This window comes from Stenotrophomonas maltophilia (assembly GCF_004920835.1).
In the GTDB taxonomy this organism is placed as follows: Bacteria; Pseudomonadota; Gammaproteobacteria; order Xanthomonadales; family Xanthomonadaceae; genus Stenotrophomonas; species Stenotrophomonas maltophilia_AQ.
Genome location: NZ_QFHO01000036.1, coordinates 14991 through 35723, shown reverse-complemented (window position 1 = coordinate 35723; position 20733 = coordinate 14991). Strand labels below are relative to the sequence as shown.

Genomic DNA, 20733 nt, shown 5'->3' with positions numbered 1-20733 from the left:
CGGGCTTTTTTCATGGGCGAAGAATTTTCCGTATCCAGCGTGCCGACCAACGGTCGGCACCCACCAACAGCCGCAGGAATCTGTCAGCGGCGGGGTGGGGTGGGATTGCAGGACCGTTGGCGCCATGGATGGCGCCATCGAGCCCCCATGGATGGGTTTACGGCGTGTCCTGCAACCCCATCCCGCCTCGCCAGCCCACGGGAACCCGGCTTTTGACGTTGCGGTTGCAGTTGCAGTTGCCGTTGCCGTTGCTGTCAGCGGGTGCCGGGCCGCAGGCCCGGCCGAACCCCTCAGTTACGCTGGAACAACGCCTGCACATCCTTCCGGAATGCCGCCTGGCTGTCCGCCCGGCTGTAGAACATGTGCCCACCCGGATAGCTGCGCACCTGTACCCGGTCCGGATTGCTGCCCATCGCCGGCATCTGGTCCACCGTCAGGATCGACCCCATGAACGGGCACGACAGGTCGTTCCAGCCATGCACGATCAAGACCTGAAGGTGCGGATCGATCGCCACCGCCTGGCGCAGCTGGGTCACCGCGCCCTGGCGCAGATCACCGTTGCGGTCCCACAACCGGTTCACCTCGTAGTTCAGCGCCTGGTAGCGGGAATCCACCTTCCAGCCGACCACGCGCGTGACGAAGTCGACCATCGCCGTGGTGGTCGGCGCGATGATGCTGTCCAGCAGCGGATCGTTGGCACGCTGCTCCGGATCGTTCGGGAACGGATCGAACGCGGTCACGTTGGAATCGTAGCGGCTGCCCAGCGTGCCCTTGTCGCGGAACACCTCGCGCAGGTACGCCTGGGTTTCCAGACGGCCACCGGCACGACGCACGAACTGCGGATCCAGGCCGGTCAGCTCGGTCACCCGGCGCAGCATCGCCTCGGTGGCCTGCGGATCGCTGCGGCCCCTCATCAGCGCGGTGGCGTAGTCGCCGCGGGTGTACTCGACCACGTCACGCATCGCCGCGTCGGTCAGCTTGCCCTGGCGCTCGAGGTGCGCGGCGGCGATCGACGGCAGCGTCTGCATCCACGCCATCGGCGAGACATCGGCGTTGTCTTCCAGGGTCGGGCTCAGGTACGGCGACACCAGCACCAGGCCGTTCATTGCCACGCCCAACCGGGTCTGCAGGTAGTGGGTGATGCGCGGGCCGCGGTAGCCACCGTAGCTTTCGCCGGTCAGGTACTTGCGCGAGGCCATGCGCTGGTTGCGCAGCAGCCAGTCGTAGATCGAGCGCGACAGGTACTCGATGTCGGCGTTGGGGTTGTACAACTGCTTCTTGGCCTCGTCATCGCCGATGCGTGCGCGGCTGAAGCCGGTGCCGACCGGATCGATGAATACCAGGTCGGTGAAGTCCAGCCAGGTGCCCGGGTTGTCGTGCAGGGTGGCCGGCGCCGAGGCGCTGTCGCCTTCCGAACCGAAGGTCACCACCTTGGGACCGATCGCGCCCATGTTGAGGTAGACCGACGAAGCGCCAGGGCCGCCATTGAGCGCGAAGGTCACCGGCCGGTCCTTGCCCGGCATCGTGTAGGCGGTGAACACCACGTCGGCGATCACCTTGCCCTTCTCATCGCGCACCGGCAGGGTGCCAACGGTGGCGGTGTAGTCGAGGGCGCGACCGGCCAGGCGGATGCTCTGGCGAGCGGACGCATCGGCCGGCAGCGCAGGTACCTCGGTCTTGTCGTCCTTGGCATCGGACTTGGTTTCGGCGGCGGGCGCGGCCAGCACGCTGGCGGGAGCAATGAGCAGGCCGACGCAGAGCGCGGCAGTGTGCAGCAGGGACTTCATGGCACCGGATCGGCAGCGGAAGGGATTCCGATGCTAGGCCGCTACGGTGCCGCGCCGTATGTGTCCAAAGCCATGGCCAGGCGTTGTCGCCTGTTGCGGCCAGATTGGGTCAAGCGGGCAGGGCGGCGGCCGCTTCGTCGTCGGCCAGCAGCCCGTACACCGCCGAATCGGCCAGTTCACCCTGGATGCGCCAGCGCTGGCGCAGCAGGCCCTCACGGTGGAAACCGAGGCGTTCAAGCACGTGCGCGGAGGCCGCGTTGCGCGGATCGATTTCGGCTTCCACGCGATGCAGGCGCAGGGTGTGGAACAGGTAGGCTAGCACCTGCTGCAACGCTTCGTGCATGTAACCCTGGCCCTGCAGGCCAGGCGCCAGCAGGTAGCCGATCTCGGCGCGGGCAGCGTCACGGTCGACGGCAAATACCACGCAGATGCCCAGCAGCGGCCCCTCCAGCGATTCGCGTACGGCCAGCTTGAGCTGGGTGCCGGTGGCGTGTGCCGCGAGGTCGTCGTCGATCTGTTCGCGGGCTTCGGCAGGGCGTTTCCAGGCCGGATGGTTCCACCAGCGCATCACCGCCGGGTCGGATTGCAGCGTGAACAGCGCAGCCGCGTCATCACGGCGGATCGGGCTCAGGATCAGGCGCGCGCTGTGCAGCGGCAGGCCGGGGAACAGCAGCGAGTTGGCGGGCAATTCAGTCGTCCACGCAGATGAGCGCGCATTATGGACCCGCAGGGTTTGCCGATGGGGGTGTAATGGCCCCGTGGCGCATGAACCGGTAGTGCCGGCCGCTGGCTGGCACCACCGGTTAACGGGGTCAGAGCCGTTCACCGGTGGGAAACGGCTCTGACCCCGCTCAGCGATCAGGCTTCCAGCGAAGCGAGGTCGCCCTTGCTTTCCAGCCAACCCTTGCGGTCGGACGCACGCTTCTTGGCCAGCAGCATGTCCATCAGCGAACTGGTCTGCTCGCGATCGTCCACGGTCAGCTGCACCAGCCGGCGGGTATCCGGATGGATGGTGGACTCACGCAGCTGCGGCGGATTCATTTCACCCAGGCCCTTGAAGCGGGTCACGTTGACCGCGCCCTTGATCTTCTCGCGTTCGATCTTGTCCAGCATCGAGCGCTTTTCTTCCTCGTCCAGGGCGTAGAACACCTGCTTGCCCACGTCGATGCGGAACAGCGGCGGCATTGCCACGAACACGTGGCCGGCATCGACCAGCGCCGGGAAATGCTTCAGGAACAGTGCGGTCAGCAGGGTCGCGATGTGCAGGCCGTCGGAGTCGGCGTCGGCCAGGATCACCACCTTGCCGTAGCGCAGGCCGCTGATGTCATCCTTGCCCGGATCGCAGCCGATGGCGATGGCCAGGTTGTGTACTTCTTCCGAGGCCAGCACGCTGTTGGACGAGACTTCCCAGGTGTTCAGGATCTTGCCGCGCAGCGGCATGATCGCCTGGAAATCCTTGTCGCGGGCCTGCTTGGCGCTGCCGCCTGCCGAATCACCTTCGACCAGGAACAGTTCGGTGCGCGACAGGTCCTGGCTGATGCAGTCGGCCAGTTTGCCGGGCAGGGCTGGGCCTTGGGTGACCTTTTTGCGGACGACCAGCTTTTCGGTCTTCAGGCGCGCACTGGCGCGCTCGATGGCGATCTGCGCGATCTTCTCGCCCAGTTCCACGTTCTGGTTCAACAGCAGGCTGAACGCATCATGCGCGGCGCCTTCGACGAAGCCGGCGGCCTGGCGCGAGGACAGGCGTTCCTTGGTCTGGCCGCTGAACTGCGGGTCGGTCATCTTCAGCGACAGCACGAACGACACACGGTCCCAGACGTCTTCCGGGGCCAGCTTGACGCCGCGTGGCAGCAGGTTGCGGAAATCGCAGAACTCGCGCAGCGCTTCGGTCAGGCCGGTGCGCAGGCCATTGGCATGGGTGCCGTGCTGCGCGGTTGGGATCAGGTTGACGTAGCTTTCCTGCACCAGCTCGCCTTCCGGCAGCCAGGCCACGGCCCAATCAACGATCTCCGTGTCCTTCTTCAGATTGCCGACGAACAGATCGGCCGGCAGCGATTCGCGGTCGCCCAGCTCCATCTTCAGATAATCGCGCAGGCCGTCCTCGTAGTACCAGGTATCGACTTCGCCGGTGGCTTCGTCGGTCAGCTTCACGGTCAGGCCCGGGCACAGCACGGCCTTGGCGCGCAGCAGGTGCTTGAGCGCACGCACGGCGAACTTGGGCGTATCGAAGTACTTCGGATCCGGCCAGAAGCGCAGGCGGGTACCGGTGTTCTTCTTGCCGACGGTGCCGACCACTTCCAGCGGCGAGGCGCGGTCGCCGTTGCGGAAGGTGATGCGGTGTTCGGCACCTTCGCGCTTGATGTGGATTTCCACCAGGGTCGACAGCGCATTGACCACGCTGACGCCGACGCCATGCAGGCCGCCGGAGAAGGTGTAGTTGTTGTTGTTGAACTTGCCGCCGGCATGCAGGCGGGTGAGGATCAGCTCGACGCCCGGGATCTTCTCTTCCGGATGGATGTCCACCGGCATGCCGCGGCCGTCATCGCTGACCTCTACGCTGCCGTCCTTGAACAGGGTGATCTCGATCGAACGGGCGTGGCCGGCGAGGGCTTCGTCCACCGAGTTGTCGATCACTTCCTGCGCCAGGTGGTTCGGGCGCGCGGTGTCGGTATACATGCCGGGGCGGCGCTTGACCGGGTCAAGGCCGGACAGGACTTCAATATCGGCGGCGTTATAGCGGGCGTTCATCTGTCTTCGAAAGCTTGGAGCGACGCGCAAGTGTGCGGTCTGGCCCGTGATTTTGCACGCCTGCGGTTCAGCCTTGGAGCGCGCAAGGGGGTAAAATGGCACCCGCTGGAATCTGAACGCCGGCGCCCCTAGTTGGACCGATATGTCCAAGCCATACCGCGAGGAGGACTCCATGAAGAAGTTGCTGACCATTGCGATCCTGGCCGCCGCTGCCGTTGCAGTGCCGCTGGTGCTGGCGCAGAACGCCGGCCAGCCGGCCCCGCAGCAGGGCGACCAGGCCGACAAGGCGCAGTCCGAGGCGGACGCCAAGGCCAAGCGCCGCGCCCAGGCCAATGCCGAAATGAAGGCCAAGGGCCAGCCGGTCCCGCAGCAGGAAGAAGAGGAAGAAGCGCGCAAGAAGCGCTGATCCCACAACCTGCCAGGCGCCCTTGCGACAAGGGTTGCGCTCCGGAACGCCCCGCCCAGCGGGGCGTTTTTTGTTGGATGGGACGCACAAGCCCCTTGGGTTGGCGGCCATCAATCTGTAAACTATGGCTTTCCGGGAGTAAGTGCGTGTCCACCATTTGCGAATGGGCTGGAGCGGCCAAGCGTGGCTTCCAGCATGGCGGGTCGCAGGTGACGGTCGATTTGACCGGCACGGCCACCCCGACCTCGCACGGTGGTCCCCGTCCGGCGCCTGCCGCCGCATGGAACGGCACCTCCCTCGCTGTCCCAGCGAACCGGAAAACCCCCTCTGAGCACCATGCCCGCCCTCCGGGTGCGCGTGGTGCTGCCGTTTTCCATTTCCAGACAGGATGCTTGCAGCCATGACTCCCTTGATTTTCGTAACCGGCGGCGTGGTGTCCTCGCTCGGCAAAGGCATTGCCGCCGCGTCGCTGGCCGCCATTCTCGAAGCCCGTGGCCTCAAGGTCACGATGATGAAGCTCGACCCGTACATCAACGTCGACCCGGGCACCATGAGCCCGTTCCAGCACGGTGAGGTCTATGTCACCGACGACGGCGCCGAGACCGACCTCGATCTGGGCCACTACGAGCGTTTCGTGCGCACCCGCCTGAGCCGCAAGAACTCGGTCACCACCGGTCGCATCTACGAGAACGTGATCCGCAAGGAGCGCCGCGGCGACTACCTGGGCGCAACCGTGCAGGTCATCCCGCACATCACCGACGAGATCCGTCGCTGCATCGATGAAGCCACCGAAGGCTACGACGTGGCCCTGGTCGAGATCGGCGGCACTGTCGGCGACATTGAATCGCTGCCGTTCCTGGAAGCGATCCGCCAGGTGCGCACCGAGCGTGGCCCGGAGAAGGCACTCTTCATGCACCTCACCCTGGTGCCGTACATCGGCGCCGCCGGCGAGCTGAAGACCAAGCCGACCCAGCACTCGGTGAAGGAGCTGCGCTCGATCGGCATCCAGCCGGACGTGCTGCTGTGCCGCTCCGAACAGGCCGTGCCGGATTCGGAGCGCCGCAAGATCGCCCAGTTCACCAACGTTTCCGAGCGCGCGGTGATCAGCGTGCCGGACGTGGACGTGCTGTACCGCATTCCGTCGGGCCTGCATGCCCAGGGCCTGGACGAGATCGTCGTCAACCAGCTGAAGCTGGCCGACAAGGTCGGTCCGGTCGACCTGTCGATGTGGGAAGACGCGGTCGACGCGACCCTGCACCCGCTGGACGAAGTGACCATCGCCGTGGTCGGCAAGTACGTCGACCACCAGGACGCCTACAAGTCGGTCGGCGAGGCACTCAAGCACGGCGGCCTGCGCCAGCGCACCAAGGTCAACCTGAAGTGGCTGGAAGCGCAGGATCTGGAAGGCACCGATATGGCCGCGCTGGCCGATGTCGATGGCATCCTGGTGCCGGGTGGTTTCGGCGACCGTGGTTTCGAAGGCAAGGTGCTGACCTCGAAGTTCGCCCGCGAGCAGCAGGTGCCGTACTTCGGCATCTGCTATGGCATGCAGGCCGCGGTGGTCGATTACGCGCGCAACGTGGTCGGCCTGGAGGGTGCCAACAGCACCGAGAACGACCGCCAGTCGCCGAACCCGGTGATCGGCCTGATCACCGAATGGCGCACTGCCACCGGCGACGTCGAGAAGCGTGACGACAAGAGTGACCTGGGCGGCACCATGCGCCTGGGCCTGCAGGAACAGCGCCTGAAGCCGGGCACGCTGGCTCGTGAGCTGTATGGCAAGGACGTGGTGGCCGAGCGTCACCGCCATCGCTACGAGTTCAACAACCGCTACCGTACCCAGCTGGAAGATGCGGGCCTGGTGATCGCCGGCAAGTCGATGGACGACACCCTGGTGGAAGTGGTCGAGCTGCCGCGCGATGCGCACCCGTGGTTCCTGGCCTGCCAGGCACATCCGGAATTCCTGTCCACGCCGCGTGATGGCCACCCGCTGTTCATCGGCTTCATCCGTGCCGCGCGCGAGCGCAAGGCCGGCGGCAAGCTGCTGCAGGAAGTCCGCGCCTGACTTGTGATGGGGGCCCTGAGCCCCCATCTTGCTCGCTTCAACCCCAGTGCATCGGCCCGGCCGCTGCCGTGGACAACCAAGGAAATGCCATGAAACTGTGTGGATTCGAGGTCGGGCTGGATCAGCCCCTGTTCCTGATCGCCGGCCCCTGCGTGATCGAGTCGATGCAGCTGCAGCTCGATACCGCCGGCAAGTTGAAGGAAGTCACCGACCGGCTCGGTGTCAACTTCATCTTCAAGTCCAGCTTCGACAAGGCCAACCGCACCTCGGGCACCGCGTTCCGCGGCCCGGGCATGGAAGAGGGCCTGAAGGTCCTGGCCGAGGTCAAGAAGCAGATCGGCGTGCCGGTGCTGACCGACGTCCACGAATACACCCCGATGGATGAAGTGGCCTCGGTGGTGGACGTGCTGCAGACCCCGGCGTTCCTGGTCCGCCAGACCGACTTCATCCGCAAGGTGTGCTCGGCCGGCAAGCCGGTCAACATCAAGAAGGGCCAGTTCCTGGCGCCGTGGGACATGAAGCCGGTCGTGGAAAAGGCCAAGGCCACCGGCAACGAGCAGATCATGGTCTGCGAGCGCGGTGCCAGCTTCGGCTACAACAACCTGGTCAGCGACATGCGCTCGCTGGCGGTGATGCGCGATACCGGTTGCCCGGTGGTGTTCGACGCTACCCATTCGGTGCAGTTGCCGGGCGGGCAGGGCACCAGTTCCGGTGGCCAGCGCGAGCATGTGCCGGTACTGGCGCGTGCCGCGGTTGCCGTGGGCATCTCCGGCCTGTTTGCCGAAACCCATCCGGACCCGTCCAAGGCGCTGTCCGATGGCCCCAATGCATGGCCGCTGGACCAGATGGAAGCGCTGCTCGAGACCCTGATGGAGCTGGATGCAGTGACCAAGAAGCACGGCTTCTCGCGCTTCGCGTGAGTCGTGACTCGTGGGCGGCGCTGGCAACCCAGCGTCGTCGCTGGCACTGGAAGCAGTGGCCGTGGGGCCTGATCGCACTTGGCCTGGCATTGCTGTCGATGTCGGGTGCGTTCTTCATCTTCATGCTGGTGGGAGCGGCGATGCGCCCGCCCGGTGACGGCGCGGGCCTCAACCTGAAGCCCTATGTCATCACCCTCGCCGTGGCCGAACTGTTCACTGTTTCCGCCGGCATCGCTGCGTCGGTGCTGGGTTGGCGACTGAACCGGGGCAGGGCGGCCGCCGCGCTTGCCATGGTCCTGCTCTCGCTGTGGCTTGGCGTGCTGCTGCACGACCTGTTCTGATGAATACGACGACACCGCCACGAGGCTGGCCCTGGGGCCTGGTCGCCCTGGGATTGTCGGTGCTCGCCTGGAGCAGCCTGTTGACCGCCGTAGTGGCCTTTGCAGCCAGCTTCCGTCCCCCGGGGGACGGCGACAACGGCGTGCAGGCCATGCAGTGGTGGGTGCTGGGCGCGCTGGTCACGCTGGTGCTGTCCTTTCTGGGCAGTCTGGTGGCGATGGTGCTGGCCTGGCGGCGGCAGCGAGGACCCATCTGGGCGGCGATTGCCGGTGCCCTGCTGGTGATGCTGGTGTCGCTGGTGCTGATCGTGATCGGGTCCAGCTGGGGCTGATGCCGATCAGGCCATTTGGCAAGCGGCGGGTAGCCGGGGATAATCACGCGGCATTCGTTTTTGTCGCCCCCTCTCCATACAGGTAACCGGCCCGACCATGAGTACGATCCGCAGCATCCATGCCCGTGAAATCCTCGACAGCCGTGGCAACCCCACGCTGGAAGCCGAAGTCACCCTGGAGGACGGTTCGTTCGGTCGCGCCGCAGTTCCCTCCGGTGCCTCCACCGGCACCAAGGAAGCGGTGGAGCTGCGCGACGGCGACAAGACCCGTTACCTGGGCAAGGGCGTGCGCAAGGCGGTCGACAACGTCAACACCACCATCGCCAACGCGCTGAAGGGCTTTGAAGCCTCCGACCAGGAAGGCCTCGACCGTCGCCTGATCGACCTCGACGGCACCGAGAACAAGGGCCGCCTCGGCGCCAACGCGCTGCTGGGTGTTTCGATGGCCGCCGCGCATGCCGCCGCTGCATCGAGCAAGCAGGCGCTGTGGCAGTACCTGGCCGCCAGGACTGGCGTGACCCCGTCGCTGCCGGTGCCGATGATGAACATCATCAACGGCGGCGCACATGCCGACAACAACGTCGACTTCCAGGAATTCATGGTGCTGCCGGTCGGCTTCACCTCGTTCTCCGAAGCCCTGCGCGCCGGCACCGAAATCTTCCATTCACTGAAGTCGGTGCTGAAGGGCCACGGCCTGAGCACGGCGGTTGGCGACGAAGGCGGCTTCGCGCCGGACTTCCGCAGCAACGTCGAGGCGCTGGACACCATCCTCGAAGCGATCGGCAAGGCCGGCTACACCGCCGGTGAAGATGTGCTGCTGGGCCTGGACGTGGCCTCAAGCGAATTCTTCGAGAACGGCAAGTACAACCTGGTCGGCGAGAACAAGCGCCTGACCTCCGAGCAGTTCGTCGACTTCCTCGCCGACTGGGCCGCGCAGTACCCGATCATCACCATCGAAGACGGCCTGGCCGAGAACGACTGGGCCGGCTGGAAGCTGCTGACCGATCGCATCGGCAAGAAGGTGCAGCTGGTGGGTGACGACCTGTTCGTGACCAACCCGAAGATCTTCCAGGAAGGCATCGACTCGGGCACCGCCAACGCGATCCTGATCAAGGTCAACCAGATCGGTACGCTCAGCGAGACCCTGGAAGCGATCGCGATGGCCGACCGCGCCGGCTATGCCGCCGTCGTCTCTCACCGCTCGGGCGAAACCGAAGACACCACCATTGCCGATATCTCGGTGGCCACCACCGCCACCCAGATCAAGACCGGCTCGCTGTGCCGCAGCGATCGCGTGGCCAAGTACAACCAGCTGCTGCGCATCGAGGAAGCTCTCGGCGCCGGCGCGCGTTACGCCGGTCGTGACGCGTTCGTTTCGCTGAAGCGCTGATCCGATGCGCGACTGGCGCTGGATGCTGCTGTTGCTGGCCCTGTTGCTGGGCTGGCTGCAGTATCGCTTCTGGTTTGGTCCGGGCAATTCGGGTGAAGTCATGATGCTCGAAGCCCAGGTCACCAACCAGGAGCGTGACAATGAGGGCCTGCAGCAGCGCAATGACGCGCTGGCTGCCGAAGTGAAGGACCTCAAGGAAGGCCAGTCCGCCATCGAAGAGCGCGCGCGCAGCGAACTGGGCATGATCAAGCCTGGCGAGAAGTTCTACCGCGTGGTCGAGGATGCACCGGTCCATCCGGTACAGCCCGCGACGGGTGTCAGCGCGCAGGCGGGCGATCATCCGGCGGACGTGCCATGAGCGCGGCGATCTGGGTGGTGGTTCCGGCCGCCGGTCGTGGCGCCCGTTTCGGTGCGCCCTTGCCCAAGCAGTACCTGCAGGCGGGTGGGCAGATCCTGCTCGCCCACACCCTGGATGCACTGCTGGCGCATCCGGCGGTGGCCGGAGCGATGGTGGTGATCGGTCCGGACGATGCCGACTGGCCGGGCTGGAGCGAATGGGCCGGCAAGCCGGTGCTGACCTGTATCGGTGGCGCTACCCGTGCGGCCTCTGTGCTGGCCGGATTGCAGGCGCTGCCGGAGACGGTGCGCGCCGATGAATTCGTGCTGGTCCACGACGCGGCGCGCCCGAACCTGTCGCCGGCCGATCTCGGCCGCCTGCTCGAAGTCGGTCGTGCCGACCCGGTCGGCGCGATTCTCGCGGCACCGGTGCGTGACACCCTCAAGCGCGCTGGCGACGATGGTGGCATCGATGGTACCGAGCCGCGCGAGCGTCTGTGGCGCGCATTGACGCCGCAGCTGTTCCGCCGCCACCAGCTCAGTCGCGCGCTGTCCGAAGCCGCTGCCGCCGGTGTGGAAGTCACCGACGAGGCCATGGCCATGGAACGCCAGGGCCAGCGCCCGCTGTTGGTCGAAGGCAGCGAGGACAACTTCAAGGTCACCACCCCGGCCGATCTGGACCGGTTTGAATTCGTACTTTCCCGCCGCGCCGGCTGATTGCCCGCGCGGCCCTGCTGCAAGGGCTGTATCCATGAGCACCGCACTGTTCCCGCCCGTCCGCATCGGCCAGGGCTACGACGTCCATGCCTTCGGTGAAGGCGACCACATCATGCTCGGCGGAGTGAACGTGCCGCACAGCTGCGGCGTGCTTGCACACAGCGATGGCGACGTGATCCTGCATGCGCTGTGCGATGCCATGCTGGGTGCGATCGCGCTGGGGGACATCGGCCAGCATTTCCCGCCGAGCGACGACCGCTGGAAGGGTGCCGACAGCAGCGATTTCGTGCGCCACTGCGACAGCCTGCTGCGCGAGCGCGGCTGGCGCGTCGGCAACACCGACATCACCGTGATCTGCGAGCGGCCGAAGGTCGGCCCGCACGCGTTGGCCATGCGCGAACGCATCGGCGAACTGCTGCAACTGCCGCTGGACGCGGTCAGCGTCAAGGCCACCACCTCGGAGAAGCTGGGCTTCACCGGCCGTGGCGAAGGCATCGCCGCGCAGGCGGTGGTGCTGCTGGTGGCGGCATGATTCCGCTGCCGCTCGCGTTCGGCGCGCCGCTGCTGAGCGCACGCATCCGCACCACGCCGGAAGATTTCCAGGTTGATGAACTGCCGGCCTTCGAGGCCACCGGCGAAGGTGAGCACCTGCTGCTGCACATCCGCAAGCGCGGTGCCAACACCGTGCACGTGGCCAAGCTGCTGGCCGCATGGGCTGGCCTGCCGGAAATGGCGGTGAGCTACGCCGGCATGAAGGATCGGCACGCGGTCACCACCCAGCGCTTCAGCGTGCACCTGCCCAAGCGCGTGGCGCCTGACCTGGCATCGCTGGCCAGTGATGAAATCGAAGTGATCGAATCCACCTGGCACAACCGCAAGCTGCAGCGTGGTGCGCTGGCCGGCAACCGTTTCAAGCTGGTGCTGCGCGACGTGCAGGGTGATGCCGCCGCGATCAGTGAGCGCCTGCAGCAGATCGCAGAGCGGGGCCTGCCGAACTGGTTCGGCGAGCAGCGTTTTGGCCGCGACGGTGGCAACGTGCCGGCGGCGCTGGCGATGTTCGGTGGCCGCCGCATGCGCAAGGACCAGCGTTCACTGCTGCTGTCGGCGGCCCGCTCGGCGCTGTTCAACCGCGTGCTGGCCGCGCGCGTGGAGCAGGGCAACTGGGACCAGCCGCTGGATGGCGAAGTGTGGATGCTCGATGGCAGCCGCAGCGTGTTCGGCCCCGAGCCGTACACCGATGTACTGGCCGAGCGCCTGGCGCGCTTCGACATCCACCCCAGCGCACCGCTGTGGGGCGAGGGTGAACTGCGCAGCACCGAAGCGGCACACGCGCTGGAGCTGGCGGCGCTGGATGACGACGAATCCAAGGCGCTGCGTGCAGGTCTGGAAGACGCGCGCCTGAAGCAGGAGCGCCGCGCACTGCGCCTGCGTCCAGCGTTGCTGCAGCACCAGTGGCTGGCGGATGACGTGCTGGAACTGTCGTTCGCACTGCCGCCGGGCTGTTATGCCACTGCCGTGCTGCACGAGCTCGGCCCGGTCGAAGACGCCTCGCAGGCCTGAGCAGGCGGGCGGGGGTAGAGTCGACTGTTAGTCGACTATCGCGCGCATCGCGGGGTTTCGGCGTGCTGCTGCAGAGAGCAGTCGACTAACAGTCGACTTCTACCGGGCCGGTCGCCGCCGGATTCGTCAACGCCGTGCCAGCAGCACCAGCATCGCGCCGGTGCCGCCTTGTCCGGTCGGCGCCGAATGAAACGCCAGCACGTCGTTGCGCAGCCGCAGCAGGCGATCGACCAGGTTTTTCAGTACCGGCGCACCGCCATCGGACTGCAGGCCCTTGCCGTGGATGATGCGCACGCAGCCGTATTCGTGCGCATGCGCTTCCAGCAGGAACTGGCGCAGCAACGCTTCTGCCTGCGCTGCGGTTGCACCATGCAGGTCCAGCTCGTCCTGCACCGAGTACTGGCCACGCTTGAGGCGCTGGAACACCCGCGGCGGCAGGTTGTCGCGTCGATAGCTGGCCACGTCGCCGGCTTCGAGCGGCGTACTGTCGCGCAGCAGCCGGGCGAACTCGCCAGCGGCTTCCGCCTCGTCACGCTCGGCCATGCGCGCGCGCGGTTTTGGCCGCGGCGCGGCGGGCGCCGGCTCGGCATCCTTGCGCAGCGGCGTCACTTCGCCGATGGCTGCACGGAACAACGCGGCCGGATCTTCATCTTCAGGGTGCGACATGCGCACAGGGTAAACCGCCGGCGTGAGCCTGCCTATGACGATTCGAAGTCGGCCGTGACCGCCGGCAGGGTAGGACCGGCGGCTCGCATGCGGCACAATAGACGATGCCCTTGCAGGGTCGACGGCTTCCGCAGGGAAGCGCGACGGTCCCGCCCACACTGCACGGTGATGGAATCGAATTCTTGGAAAATCAAGCGGTTAAATCGAAGATGCGAATCCTGGTCAGCAATGACGATGGTGTCGACGCCGCAGGCATCCGGATGCTTGCCTCGGTCCTGCGCGAAGCCGGTCACGAAGTGACGGTGGTCGCACCCGACCGCGACCGCTCCGGCGCCAGCAACTCCCTGACCCTGGACCTGCCGATCCGCCTCAAGCGCATCGACCACTACACCGTCTCTGTAGCCGGCACGCCGACCGATTGCGTGCATCTGGCGCTGACCGGCCTGCTTGAATTCGAACCTGACATTGTCGTGTCCGGCATCAACAACGCTGCCAACCTCGGCGACGACGTGATCTATTCCGGCACCGTCTCGGCGGCGATGGAAGGTCGCTTCCTCGGTTTGCCGGCAGTAGCGGTCTCGCTGGTCAGCCGCAATCACGATCCGAAGCACTTCGAGACCGCCGCGCGTGCTGCAGTCGAGATCGTTGCCCGCCTCAAGGCCGACCCGCTGCCCGCCGACACCATCCTCAACGTCAACGTGCCGGATCTGCCGTGGAACGAGGTCAAGGGCTTCGAGGTCACCCGCCTCGGCAACCGCCATCGCGCCGAAGGCTGCATCGCGCAGAAAGACCCGCGCGGCAATGAGGTGTACTGGATCGGGCCAGCTGGCCGCGAGCAGGACTCCGGCCCCGGCACCGATTTCCATGCGGTGCGCACCGGCCACATCTCGATCACGCCGATCCAGGTCGACCTGACCCGCTACCAGGCACTGGAGAAGGTGGCCAGCTGGGTCGGCGGCCTCAGTGCTGCGCTGGACCAGCCGGCATGAGCCCGCGCCTGCGCCTGCAACCGGAAGCTGTCGGCATCGGCATGACCTCGCAACGTGTGCGTGACCGCCTGGTCGATCGCCTGCGTGAAGCGGGCATCGCCGACGAATCAACCTTGAATGCGATCCGGGTGGTGCCGCGCCATCTGTTCATTGATGAGGCGCTGGCGTCACGGGCTTACGAAGACACCGCACTGCCGATCGGCCATGGCCAGACCATTTCGCAACCCTGGGTGGTCGCTCGGATGACCGAGGCTGTCCTGCAGGTGGCACCGAAGCGGGTGCTGGAAGTGGGTACCGGTTCGGGCTACCAGGCCGCGGTGCTCGGCGCACTGGGTCTGGAGGTGTACACCGTCGAGCGCATCGGAGACCTGCTGCGCCAGGCGCGCAAGCGTTTTCGCGCGTTGGGCATGAACATCCGTACCAAGCATGATGACGGCCGCGTCGGTTGGGCCGAGCACGGTCCGTTCGATGCCATCGTGGTCACCGCAGCGGCGCCGGCGCTGGTCGATGTACTGATCGAGCAGCTCGCCGAAGGCGGCCGCCTGGTGGCCCCGGTCGGCGGCCCCAGTGCGCAGTCGCTGGTGCAGTTGGACCGCAAGGCCGACGGCAGCATCGAACAACACGTGCTGGCGCCGGTCACCTTCGTACCGCTGCTGTCTGGCATGCTGGACTAATCCACGGAGCAGGGTTGCATGAAGATTTTCGGGCCGCTGTACGAGCGGGCGATGAAGTGGGCGGCGCACGAACGCGCGCCGACCTACCTCACGGTATTGAGTTTCTTCGAGGCGATCATTTTCCCGGTGATGCCGGAAGTGATGCTGGCGCCGATGTGCGTGGCCCAGCCCAAGCGCGGCTGGTGGTTCGCGACTCTCAGCCTGGCCGGTTCAATGGTCGGTGCGGTGGTCGGCTACGCGTTGGGTCATTTCGCCTTCGAGGCGATCAAGCCACTGTTCGAGGCACTGGGCATGCTGCCGGCGATCGAGCAGGGCATCACCACCGTGCAGGCCAAGATGGCCGAGTCGCCGTGGGCGGTGTTCACCTTCCTGGTGCTGGGCGGCTTCATGCCGATCCCGATGAAGGTCTTCACGTGGGCATCGGGTATCGTCGGCGTACCGATGCCGCAGTACCTGTTGAGCATGCTGATCGGTCGTGGCAAGCGCGTGTTCGTGCTGGCTGCGGTCATCCGTATCGGTGGTGCGCGTGCCGAAGCGGCGCTGCGTCGCTGGATTGAACCGCTGGGCTGGATCGCCACCGCGTTGGTGGTGGTGCTGGTCGCCTGGCTTGTATGGAGGTCGAAGTTCGCATGAATCCTGATCGTCTGAGCAAGGGAGTGCGCATCGGCGCGCTGGCGTTGCTGGTTTCCACCCTGGCCGCCTGCGGCACCGCTACCGTGGTTCGTCCTGGTGGGGGCAGCACCGGTGGCGGCGTGACCACGCCGAAGACCTCGGTGCCCAAGCCGGGCCAGACCGTGGTCGTTCGCAAGGGTGACACCATCTATGCGCTGGCCCGCATCCACGACATCACCCCGGCTGACCTGATTGCCTGGAACAGCCTGGACAATCCCTCATCGATCCATCCGGGGCAGGTGATCCGCCTGTATCCGGCCGGTGCCAGCGGTGGCCGCGCACCGACCACGGTGGTGACCCCGCCGCGCTCCGGCGGCAGCACCGCAGGCAGTGCCGCGCCGACCACGGCGCCGGCCGGTCCGGTGAAGAGCAACATCGCCTGGCGCTGGCCGGCCGATGGCGCCGTCGTGGGCCGCTACGTGGCGGGTGATGCGACCAAGCAGGGCGTGGACATCGCGGGCACCAGTGGCCAGGCAGTCAAGGCCACCGCCAATGGCGTGGTGGTGTATTCCGGTGCCGGCCTGGTCGGCTACGGCGAGCTGATCATCATCAAGCACAGCGACCAGTGGCTGTCGGCGTACGGTCATAACCGCAAGCGCCTGGTGAATGAAGGACAGAGCGTGAAGGCTGGCGAGCAGATCGCGGAGATGGGCCGTACCGGCGCGAACCGCGACATGGTCCACTTCGAGATCCGCTACAACGGCAAGCCGGTCGACCCGCAGCAGTACCTGCCGGCGCGTTGATCGTCGATTCGCCATCTGGGCGGATCCCCGGCCCGGCGTAGCACGCCGGGCGTTTGCCGTCGGCGCGGCCCATGGGCCGCAAACGCCGTCGGCGCACCCGCTACAACGGCAAGCCGGTCGACCCGCAGCAGTACCTGCCGACGCGTTGACGTTGATGGCGCCGGGCCATGCCCGGCGTCTTTCCGCCGCGAAGCGACGCCGCCCGAGCATGGGCTCGGGCGCTACAGGCTACGTGTGATCCAAGGTAGCGCCGGGCCATGCCTGGCGGCTCTGTTCCTCAGCCTTCCAGAATGAAGGCGGCAGCGACCTTACGGCCTTCGCCGGCCAGGATGTTGAAGGTGCGCGCGGCGGCCGGGTTGTTCATCACTTCCAGACCGATGCCACGGCTCAGGCACGAAGCCATCACTACCGCCGGCGGGAACACCTGGCGGTCGCCGGTGCCCAGCACGATCAGCGCCGGATTCAGTGCCAGGATCGGCTCCAGGTCGGCCAGCTGCAGCTCGGCGGCACGTGTCACCGGCCACTGCGCGACCAGCTGGTCCGGAGTCAGGAAGAAGCTGCTGCCCAGCACCTGGTCGTTGACCCTGGCCGAGCGCCCGTCGGCAGCGCGCAGGCTGTAGGCGTAATCGGGCGGTTCGTGGTTCAGCTGCATGGGAGTAGGGCGATCAGCCGCGCGGCAGCACGATCTGGCGCTGTTCCCTGCTGGGACGGTACAGCACGGCCACATGGCCGATGCGCTGCACCAACGCGCTTTCGGTGGCGGCGACGATCTCGCCGATCATCACGTCACGGGCGTCGCGGTCCTCGGCTGCGACCTTCACCTTGACCAGTTCGTGACGCTCCAGCACTTCGTTCAGCTCAGCGATGAAGGCCGGGGTCACGCCCTTGCCGCCGGTCTGCAGCAGCGCCTTCAGGTCGTGGGCTTGGCCGCGCAGGAAACGGGTCTGGGAAGCGGTCAGGGCGATGGACATGCAGGAAAACACGGTTGAATGGGGCGATCAGGGTATCATGAGGACCCCATCAGCCCCTATTTTCAATGGCTACCCGCAGCAAAAGCAGCCAGCGCTGGCTCAAGGAACACTTCTCCGACCCCTTCGTGAAGAAGGCGCAGGCCGAAGGCATGCGCTCGCGCGCCGCCTACAAGCTTGAAGAGCTGCTCGAACGTGACCGGCTGCTGAAGCCGCACATGGTCGTGGTCGACCTTGGCGCGGCCCCGGGCGGTTGGTCTCAGCAGGTTCGGAGACAGATTGGCGATACTGGCCGTGTGCTGGCCCTGGACATCCTTGACATGCCACCGCTGGCCGGCGTGGAGTTCCTTCACGGTGACTTCAGGGAAGAAACCGTCCTATCGCAGTTTGAAGCCATGCTCGGAGATCAGCCGGTAGACCTTGTGCTGTCGGACATGGCCCCCAATAAGAGTGGTGTAGGCGCGGTCGACCAGCCGCGGATGATGCACCTGGCGGAGCTGGCCCTGGATTTTGCCGACAACCACCTGAAGACCGGTGGGGCGTTCCTGATCAAGCTGTTCCAGGGCGAAGGCTTTGACGACTACGTGCGTGACATGCGCCGCCGGTACGACAAGGTCTCCATCCGCAAGCCGGAAGCCTCGCGCAAGCGCTCCCCCGAGGTGTATGCCTTGGGTCAGGGAAAACGCGCCCACATGAAGTAAGCTCGCAACGTACGCAAGTTCGACCCCAACGCAACGCCAGCACTAAGAGGAACACCGGAGCCAATGAGGATGAACGACTTGACCAAGAACCTCCTGCTATGGGTGGTCGTCGCCGTCGTGCTGATGGTGGTCTTCCAGAGCTTCTCGCCCAAGACCTCCGGGGCTGGGGCGCAGGGCGCGTCGTATTCGCAGTTCCTGGACCAGGTGGACAGCGGCAACGTGCAGAAGGTCGCCTTCGGCGGCGACATGCGCGGCGGTACCAGCCAGCTGACCTACACCACCCGTGGCGGCCAGTCGGCCACCATCACCGCACCGTTCGATCGTGACCTGATCAACGTGCTGCGCACCAAGAACGTGGAAATCGTGCAGGAAGAGCCGTCCAGCGGCATCTCCCTCGGCGCGATCCTGATGAATTTCCTGCCGGTCATCCTGATCATCGGCTTCTGGTTGTTCATCATGCGCCAGATGCAGGGCGGTGGCGGCGGTGCCAAGGGCGCGATGTCCTTCGGCAAGTCGCGCGCCAAGCTGCAGGGCGAAGACCAGATCAAGGTCACCTTCGCCGACGTCGCTGGCTGCGACGAGGCCAAGGAAGAAGTGGGCGAGCTGGTCGACTTCCTGCGCGACCCGTCCAAGTTCACCAAGCTGGGCGGCAAGATTCCGCGTGGCGTGCTGATGGTGGGCCCGCCGGGTACCGGCAAGACGCTGCTGGCCAAGGCCATCGCCGGCGAAGCCAAGGTGCCGTTCTTCTCGATCTCCGGTTCGGACTTCGTGGAAATGTTCGTCGGCGTCGGCGCCAGCCGTGTGCGCGACATGTTCGAGCAGGCCAAGAAGCACGCGCCGTGCATCATCTTCATCGATGAAATCGACGCCGTCGGCCGTCACCGTGGTGCCGGCCTGGGCGGCGGTCATGACGAGCGCGAGCAGACCCTGAACCAGCTGCTGGTCGAAATGGACGGTTTTGAAGGCGGCGAAGGCGTGATCGTGATCGCCGCGACCAACCGTCCGGACGTGCTGGACCCGGCGCTGCTGCGTCCGGGCCGTTTCGACCGCCAGGTGGTGGTCGGTCTGCCGGACGTGAAGGGCCGCGAGCACATCCTCAAGGTGCACATGCGCAAGCTGCCGCTGGCTGACGACGTCGTGCCCATGGTGATCGCGCGTGGTACCCCGGGTTTCTCCGGTGCCGACCTAGCCAACCTCTGCAACGAGGCCGCCCTGTTTGCCGCCCGTGGCAACGAGAAGGAGGTCCGCATGGACCACTTCGATCGTGCCCGCGACAAGATCCTGATGGGTGCCGAGCGTCGTTCGATGGCCATGAGCGAGGAGGAGAAGACCCTCACCGCGTACCACGAGGCCGGTCACGCCATCGTCGGTCGTCTGGTGCCCGAGCACGATCCGGTCTACAAGGTCACCATCATTCCGCGCGGCCGTGCGCTGGGTGTGACCATGTACCTGCCGGAAGGCGACAAGTACTCGATGAACCGCGTGGCGATCAAGTCGCAGCTGTGCTCGCTGTACGGTGGCCGCGTGGCCGAGGAGCTGATCTTCGGTGCCGACAAAGTCACCACGGGTGCCTCCAACGACATCGAACGTGCCACCAAGATGGCCCGCAACATGGTCACCAAGTGGGGCCTGTCCGACCAGCTCGGCCCGATCGCCTATGGCGAAGAGGACGATGAGGTGTTCCTGGGCCGTTCGGTCACCCAGCACAAGAGCGTGTCCAACGACACCGCGCGCCGCATCGACGAGGAAGTGCGCAACATCCTCGACGAGGCTTACGCACGCACCACCGAGCTGATGACGGCCAATCTGGACAAGCTGCACGCGATGTCCCAGCTGCTGCTGCAGTACGAGACCATCGACGCGCCGCAGATCGACGCCATCATGGAAGGTCGCGATCCGCCGCCGCCGGCCGGCTGGAACAAGTCGAACAAGGATGGTGGCAACGACAAGGGTGGCGACGCCCGTCCGCTGCCGCCGATCGCAGGCCCGGCCGAGTCGCACTGACGGCCCGCTGCAGGTAATACCAGACGAGGCCGGGGCAACCCGGCCTCGTTGTTTCCGGGCCACTGGCCCATCCCGAAGAACCGTTCTGATGCTGGAGCCCGCATGTCCACCCCGAAGCCCGAACCGATTTCCCACACCGTCGAGATGATCATCGCCACCGTGGTCGGCGTGGGTGTAGGCCTTGGTGCCGACAACCTGTTGCTGGGCTGCGTGGTGGGTATCGGTGTCGGCATCGTGCTGAGCATCGCCAAGACCCTGTACGTGGACCGCAAGCGCCGCCGCCGTTGATGGGTATCGGCAGGGCTGCGCCCTGCACCTGCTACGAGCCGGAGCAACAGCAACAGCTACAGCTACATTCCGTGGGATGGCGGGGCGGGGTCGGAGTGCGGGGACGCCGCGAGTACGTCCCTGTAGGCTTGGCAGCCGCATTCATGCGGCTGACACCCCGCACTCCGACACCGCCCCACCTCTGACAGATTTCGGGAGCTGTTGGTAGGTGTCGACCTTGGTCGACACATCTGTCAGATATCGATGTACAAGAATGGGGTCAGATCCGTTTTCCGCAGGAAAACGGATCTGACCCCAAGAGCTGCTCCGAAAGATCGCAGAAATCTGTCGAAGGCGGGGTGGGTCCGGTTGCGGGAGTGTCCGCGGCATGGGCCCGAGGCATGCCTCGGGCGGGTTGGGCAGGACGCGCAACCCTGGTCTTGCCGTGTG

General features: G+C 66.0%; 23 protein-coding genes. 17 read left to right on the top strand and 6 right to left on the bottom strand.

Annotated elements, in window-relative coordinates:
- Nucleotides 1-290: 290 nt before the first annotated feature.
- The 3 genes from DI041_RS18960 to parE form a co-directional block, all read right to left on the bottom strand.
- Nucleotides 291-1787 (bottom strand): S10 family peptidase, encoded by a 1497-nt coding sequence (locus tag DI041_RS18960; RefSeq protein ID WP_046984407.1) that lies wholly within the window; start codon nucleotides 1785-1787, stop codon nucleotides 291-293.
- A 109-nt stretch (nucleotides 1788-1896) separates the two neighbouring features.
- The gene (locus DI041_RS18955; RefSeq protein WP_046984408.1) at nucleotides 1897-2475 is read right to left on the bottom strand and encodes a GNAT family N-acetyltransferase; all 579 of its coding nucleotides are present in this window, start codon (nucleotides 2473-2475) and stop codon (nucleotides 1897-1899) included.
- A 170-nt stretch (nucleotides 2476-2645) separates the two neighbouring features.
- Nucleotides 2646-4535 (bottom strand): DNA topoisomerase IV subunit B, encoded by a 1890-nt coding sequence (gene parE, locus DI041_RS18950; protein ID WP_046984409.1) that lies wholly within the window; start codon nucleotides 4533-4535, stop codon nucleotides 2646-2648.
- A 172-nt stretch (nucleotides 4536-4707) separates the two neighbouring features.
- On the opposite strand from parE, the gene DI041_RS18945 reads away from it, so the two are divergent.
- The 10 genes from DI041_RS18945 to truD all read left to right on the top strand — a co-directional run bounded on the left by DI041_RS18945 (nucleotide 4708) and on the right by truD (nucleotide 12599).
- The gene (locus DI041_RS18945) at nucleotides 4708-4941 is read left to right on the top strand and encodes a hypothetical protein (protein WP_032969519.1); all 234 of its coding nucleotides are present in this window, start codon (nucleotides 4708-4710) and stop codon (nucleotides 4939-4941) included.
- Between the two features lie 400 nt (nucleotides 4942-5341).
- On the top strand, nucleotides 5342-7006 hold the full coding sequence (locus tag DI041_RS18940; RefSeq protein ID WP_004152841.1) for a CTP synthase: 1665 nt from the start codon (nucleotides 5342-5344) through the stop codon (nucleotides 7004-7006).
- 89 nt (nucleotides 7007-7095) lie between these two features.
- Nucleotides 7096-7926, top strand: coding sequence for a 3-deoxy-8-phosphooctulonate synthase (gene kdsA / locus DI041_RS18935; protein WP_012510652.1), 831 nt, complete (start codon nucleotides 7096-7098; stop codon nucleotides 7924-7926).
- Nucleotides 7923-8267: a hypothetical protein gene (locus tag DI041_RS18930; RefSeq protein ID WP_136638594.1), complete on the top strand. Its 345-nt coding sequence runs from the start codon at nucleotides 7923-7925 to the stop codon at nucleotides 8265-8267. Before kdsA ends, DI041_RS18930 begins: the two co-directional genes overlap by 4 nt.
- Nucleotides 8267-8596: a hypothetical protein gene (locus DI041_RS18925; RefSeq protein ID WP_046984411.1), complete on the top strand. Its 330-nt coding sequence runs from the start codon at nucleotides 8267-8269 to the stop codon at nucleotides 8594-8596. The genes DI041_RS18930 and DI041_RS18925 overlap by 1 nt, the downstream gene beginning before the upstream one ends.
- Nucleotides 8597-8693: 97 nt before the next feature.
- Complete coding sequence (eno, locus tag DI041_RS18920; RefSeq protein WP_136638593.1) at nucleotides 8694-9986, top strand: phosphopyruvate hydratase; 1293 nt, start codon at nucleotides 8694-8696, stop codon at nucleotides 9984-9986.
- Nucleotides 9987-9990: 4 nt separating this feature from the next.
- On the top strand, nucleotides 9991-10344 hold the full coding sequence (gene ftsB / locus DI041_RS18915) for a cell division protein FtsB (RefSeq protein WP_136638592.1): 354 nt from the start codon (nucleotides 9991-9993) through the stop codon (nucleotides 10342-10344).
- Entirely contained in the window at nucleotides 10341-11039 is a 699-nt protein-coding gene (gene ispD / locus DI041_RS18910; protein ID WP_046984414.1) for a 2-C-methyl-D-erythritol 4-phosphate cytidylyltransferase, read from the top strand. The genes ftsB and ispD overlap by 4 nt, the downstream gene beginning before the upstream one ends.
- Before the next feature lie 34 nt (nucleotides 11040-11073).
- Nucleotides 11074-11571, top strand: a complete 498-nt coding sequence (ispF, locus tag DI041_RS18905) for a 2-C-methyl-D-erythritol 2,4-cyclodiphosphate synthase (RefSeq protein WP_136638591.1) — start codon at nucleotides 11074-11076, stop codon at nucleotides 11569-11571.
- Nucleotides 11568-12599: a tRNA pseudouridine(13) synthase TruD gene (gene truD / locus DI041_RS18900; protein ID WP_136638590.1), complete on the top strand. Its 1032-nt coding sequence runs from the start codon at nucleotides 11568-11570 to the stop codon at nucleotides 12597-12599. The genes ispF and truD overlap by 4 nt, the downstream gene beginning before the upstream one ends.
- Nucleotides 12600-12725: 126 nt before the next feature.
- On the opposite strand, the gene DI041_RS18895 is transcribed toward truD, so the two are convergent.
- The gene (locus DI041_RS18895; protein ID WP_046984417.1) at nucleotides 12726-13265 is read right to left on the bottom strand and encodes a Smr/MutS family protein; all 540 of its coding nucleotides are present in this window, start codon (nucleotides 13263-13265) and stop codon (nucleotides 12726-12728) included.
- A 209-nt stretch (nucleotides 13266-13474) separates the two neighbouring features.
- Here DI041_RS18895 and surE point away from each other — a divergent pair, with 209 nt between their 5' ends.
- Genes surE through DI041_RS18875 form a run of 4 tightly spaced genes read left to right on the top strand, consistent with a single transcriptional unit; the run spans nucleotide 13475 to nucleotide 16343 of the window.
- Nucleotides 13475-14254, top strand: coding sequence for a 5'/3'-nucleotidase SurE (gene surE / locus DI041_RS18890; RefSeq protein WP_012510655.1), 780 nt, complete (start codon nucleotides 13475-13477; stop codon nucleotides 14252-14254).
- Nucleotides 14251-14928 carry a protein-L-isoaspartate(D-aspartate) O-methyltransferase gene (locus DI041_RS18885; protein ID WP_004152859.1) on the top strand — a complete coding sequence of 226 codons (678 nt, stop codon included), beginning with the start codon at nucleotides 14251-14253 and terminating at the stop codon, nucleotides 14926-14928. Before surE ends, DI041_RS18885 begins: the two co-directional genes overlap by 4 nt.
- Nucleotides 14929-14946: 18 nt before the next feature.
- Complete coding sequence (locus DI041_RS18880; protein ID WP_136638589.1) at nucleotides 14947-15561, top strand: YqaA family protein; 615 nt, start codon at nucleotides 14947-14949, stop codon at nucleotides 15559-15561.
- Nucleotides 15558-16343, top strand: a complete 786-nt coding sequence (locus tag DI041_RS18875; RefSeq protein ID WP_136638588.1) for a peptidoglycan DD-metalloendopeptidase family protein — start codon at nucleotides 15558-15560, stop codon at nucleotides 16341-16343. The genes DI041_RS18880 and DI041_RS18875 overlap by 4 nt, the downstream gene beginning before the upstream one ends.
- Before the next feature lie 277 nt (nucleotides 16344-16620).
- Here DI041_RS18875 and DI041_RS18870 read toward each other — a convergent pair whose 3' ends face one another.
- Nucleotides 16621-16995 (bottom strand): Mth938-like domain-containing protein, encoded by a 375-nt coding sequence (locus DI041_RS18870; RefSeq protein ID WP_136638587.1) that lies wholly within the window; start codon nucleotides 16993-16995, stop codon nucleotides 16621-16623.
- Nucleotides 16996-17008: 13 nt separating this feature from the next.
- Nucleotides 17009-17314 (bottom strand): ribosome assembly RNA-binding protein YhbY, encoded by a 306-nt coding sequence (yhbY, locus tag DI041_RS18865; protein WP_135273104.1) that lies wholly within the window; start codon nucleotides 17312-17314, stop codon nucleotides 17009-17011.
- 65 nt (nucleotides 17315-17379) lie between these two features.
- Between yhbY and rlmE the strand changes: the two genes are divergently transcribed.
- The 3 genes from rlmE to DI041_RS18850 all read left to right on the top strand — a co-directional run bounded on the left by rlmE (nucleotide 17380) and on the right by DI041_RS18850 (nucleotide 20304).
- Nucleotides 17380-18012 (top strand): 23S rRNA (uridine(2552)-2'-O)-methyltransferase RlmE, encoded by a 633-nt coding sequence (gene rlmE, locus DI041_RS18860; protein WP_004152870.1) that lies wholly within the window; start codon nucleotides 17380-17382, stop codon nucleotides 18010-18012.
- Between the two features lie 69 nt (nucleotides 18013-18081).
- Nucleotides 18082-20016, top strand: a complete 1935-nt coding sequence (gene ftsH / locus DI041_RS18855; RefSeq protein ID WP_169050334.1) for an ATP-dependent zinc metalloprotease FtsH — start codon at nucleotides 18082-18084, stop codon at nucleotides 20014-20016.
- A gap of 102 nt (nucleotides 20017-20118) precedes the next feature.
- Nucleotides 20119-20304: a hypothetical protein gene (locus DI041_RS18850; protein WP_065722299.1), complete on the top strand. Its 186-nt coding sequence runs from the start codon at nucleotides 20119-20121 to the stop codon at nucleotides 20302-20304.
- The last annotated feature ends 429 nt before the right edge of the window (nucleotides 20305-20733 follow it).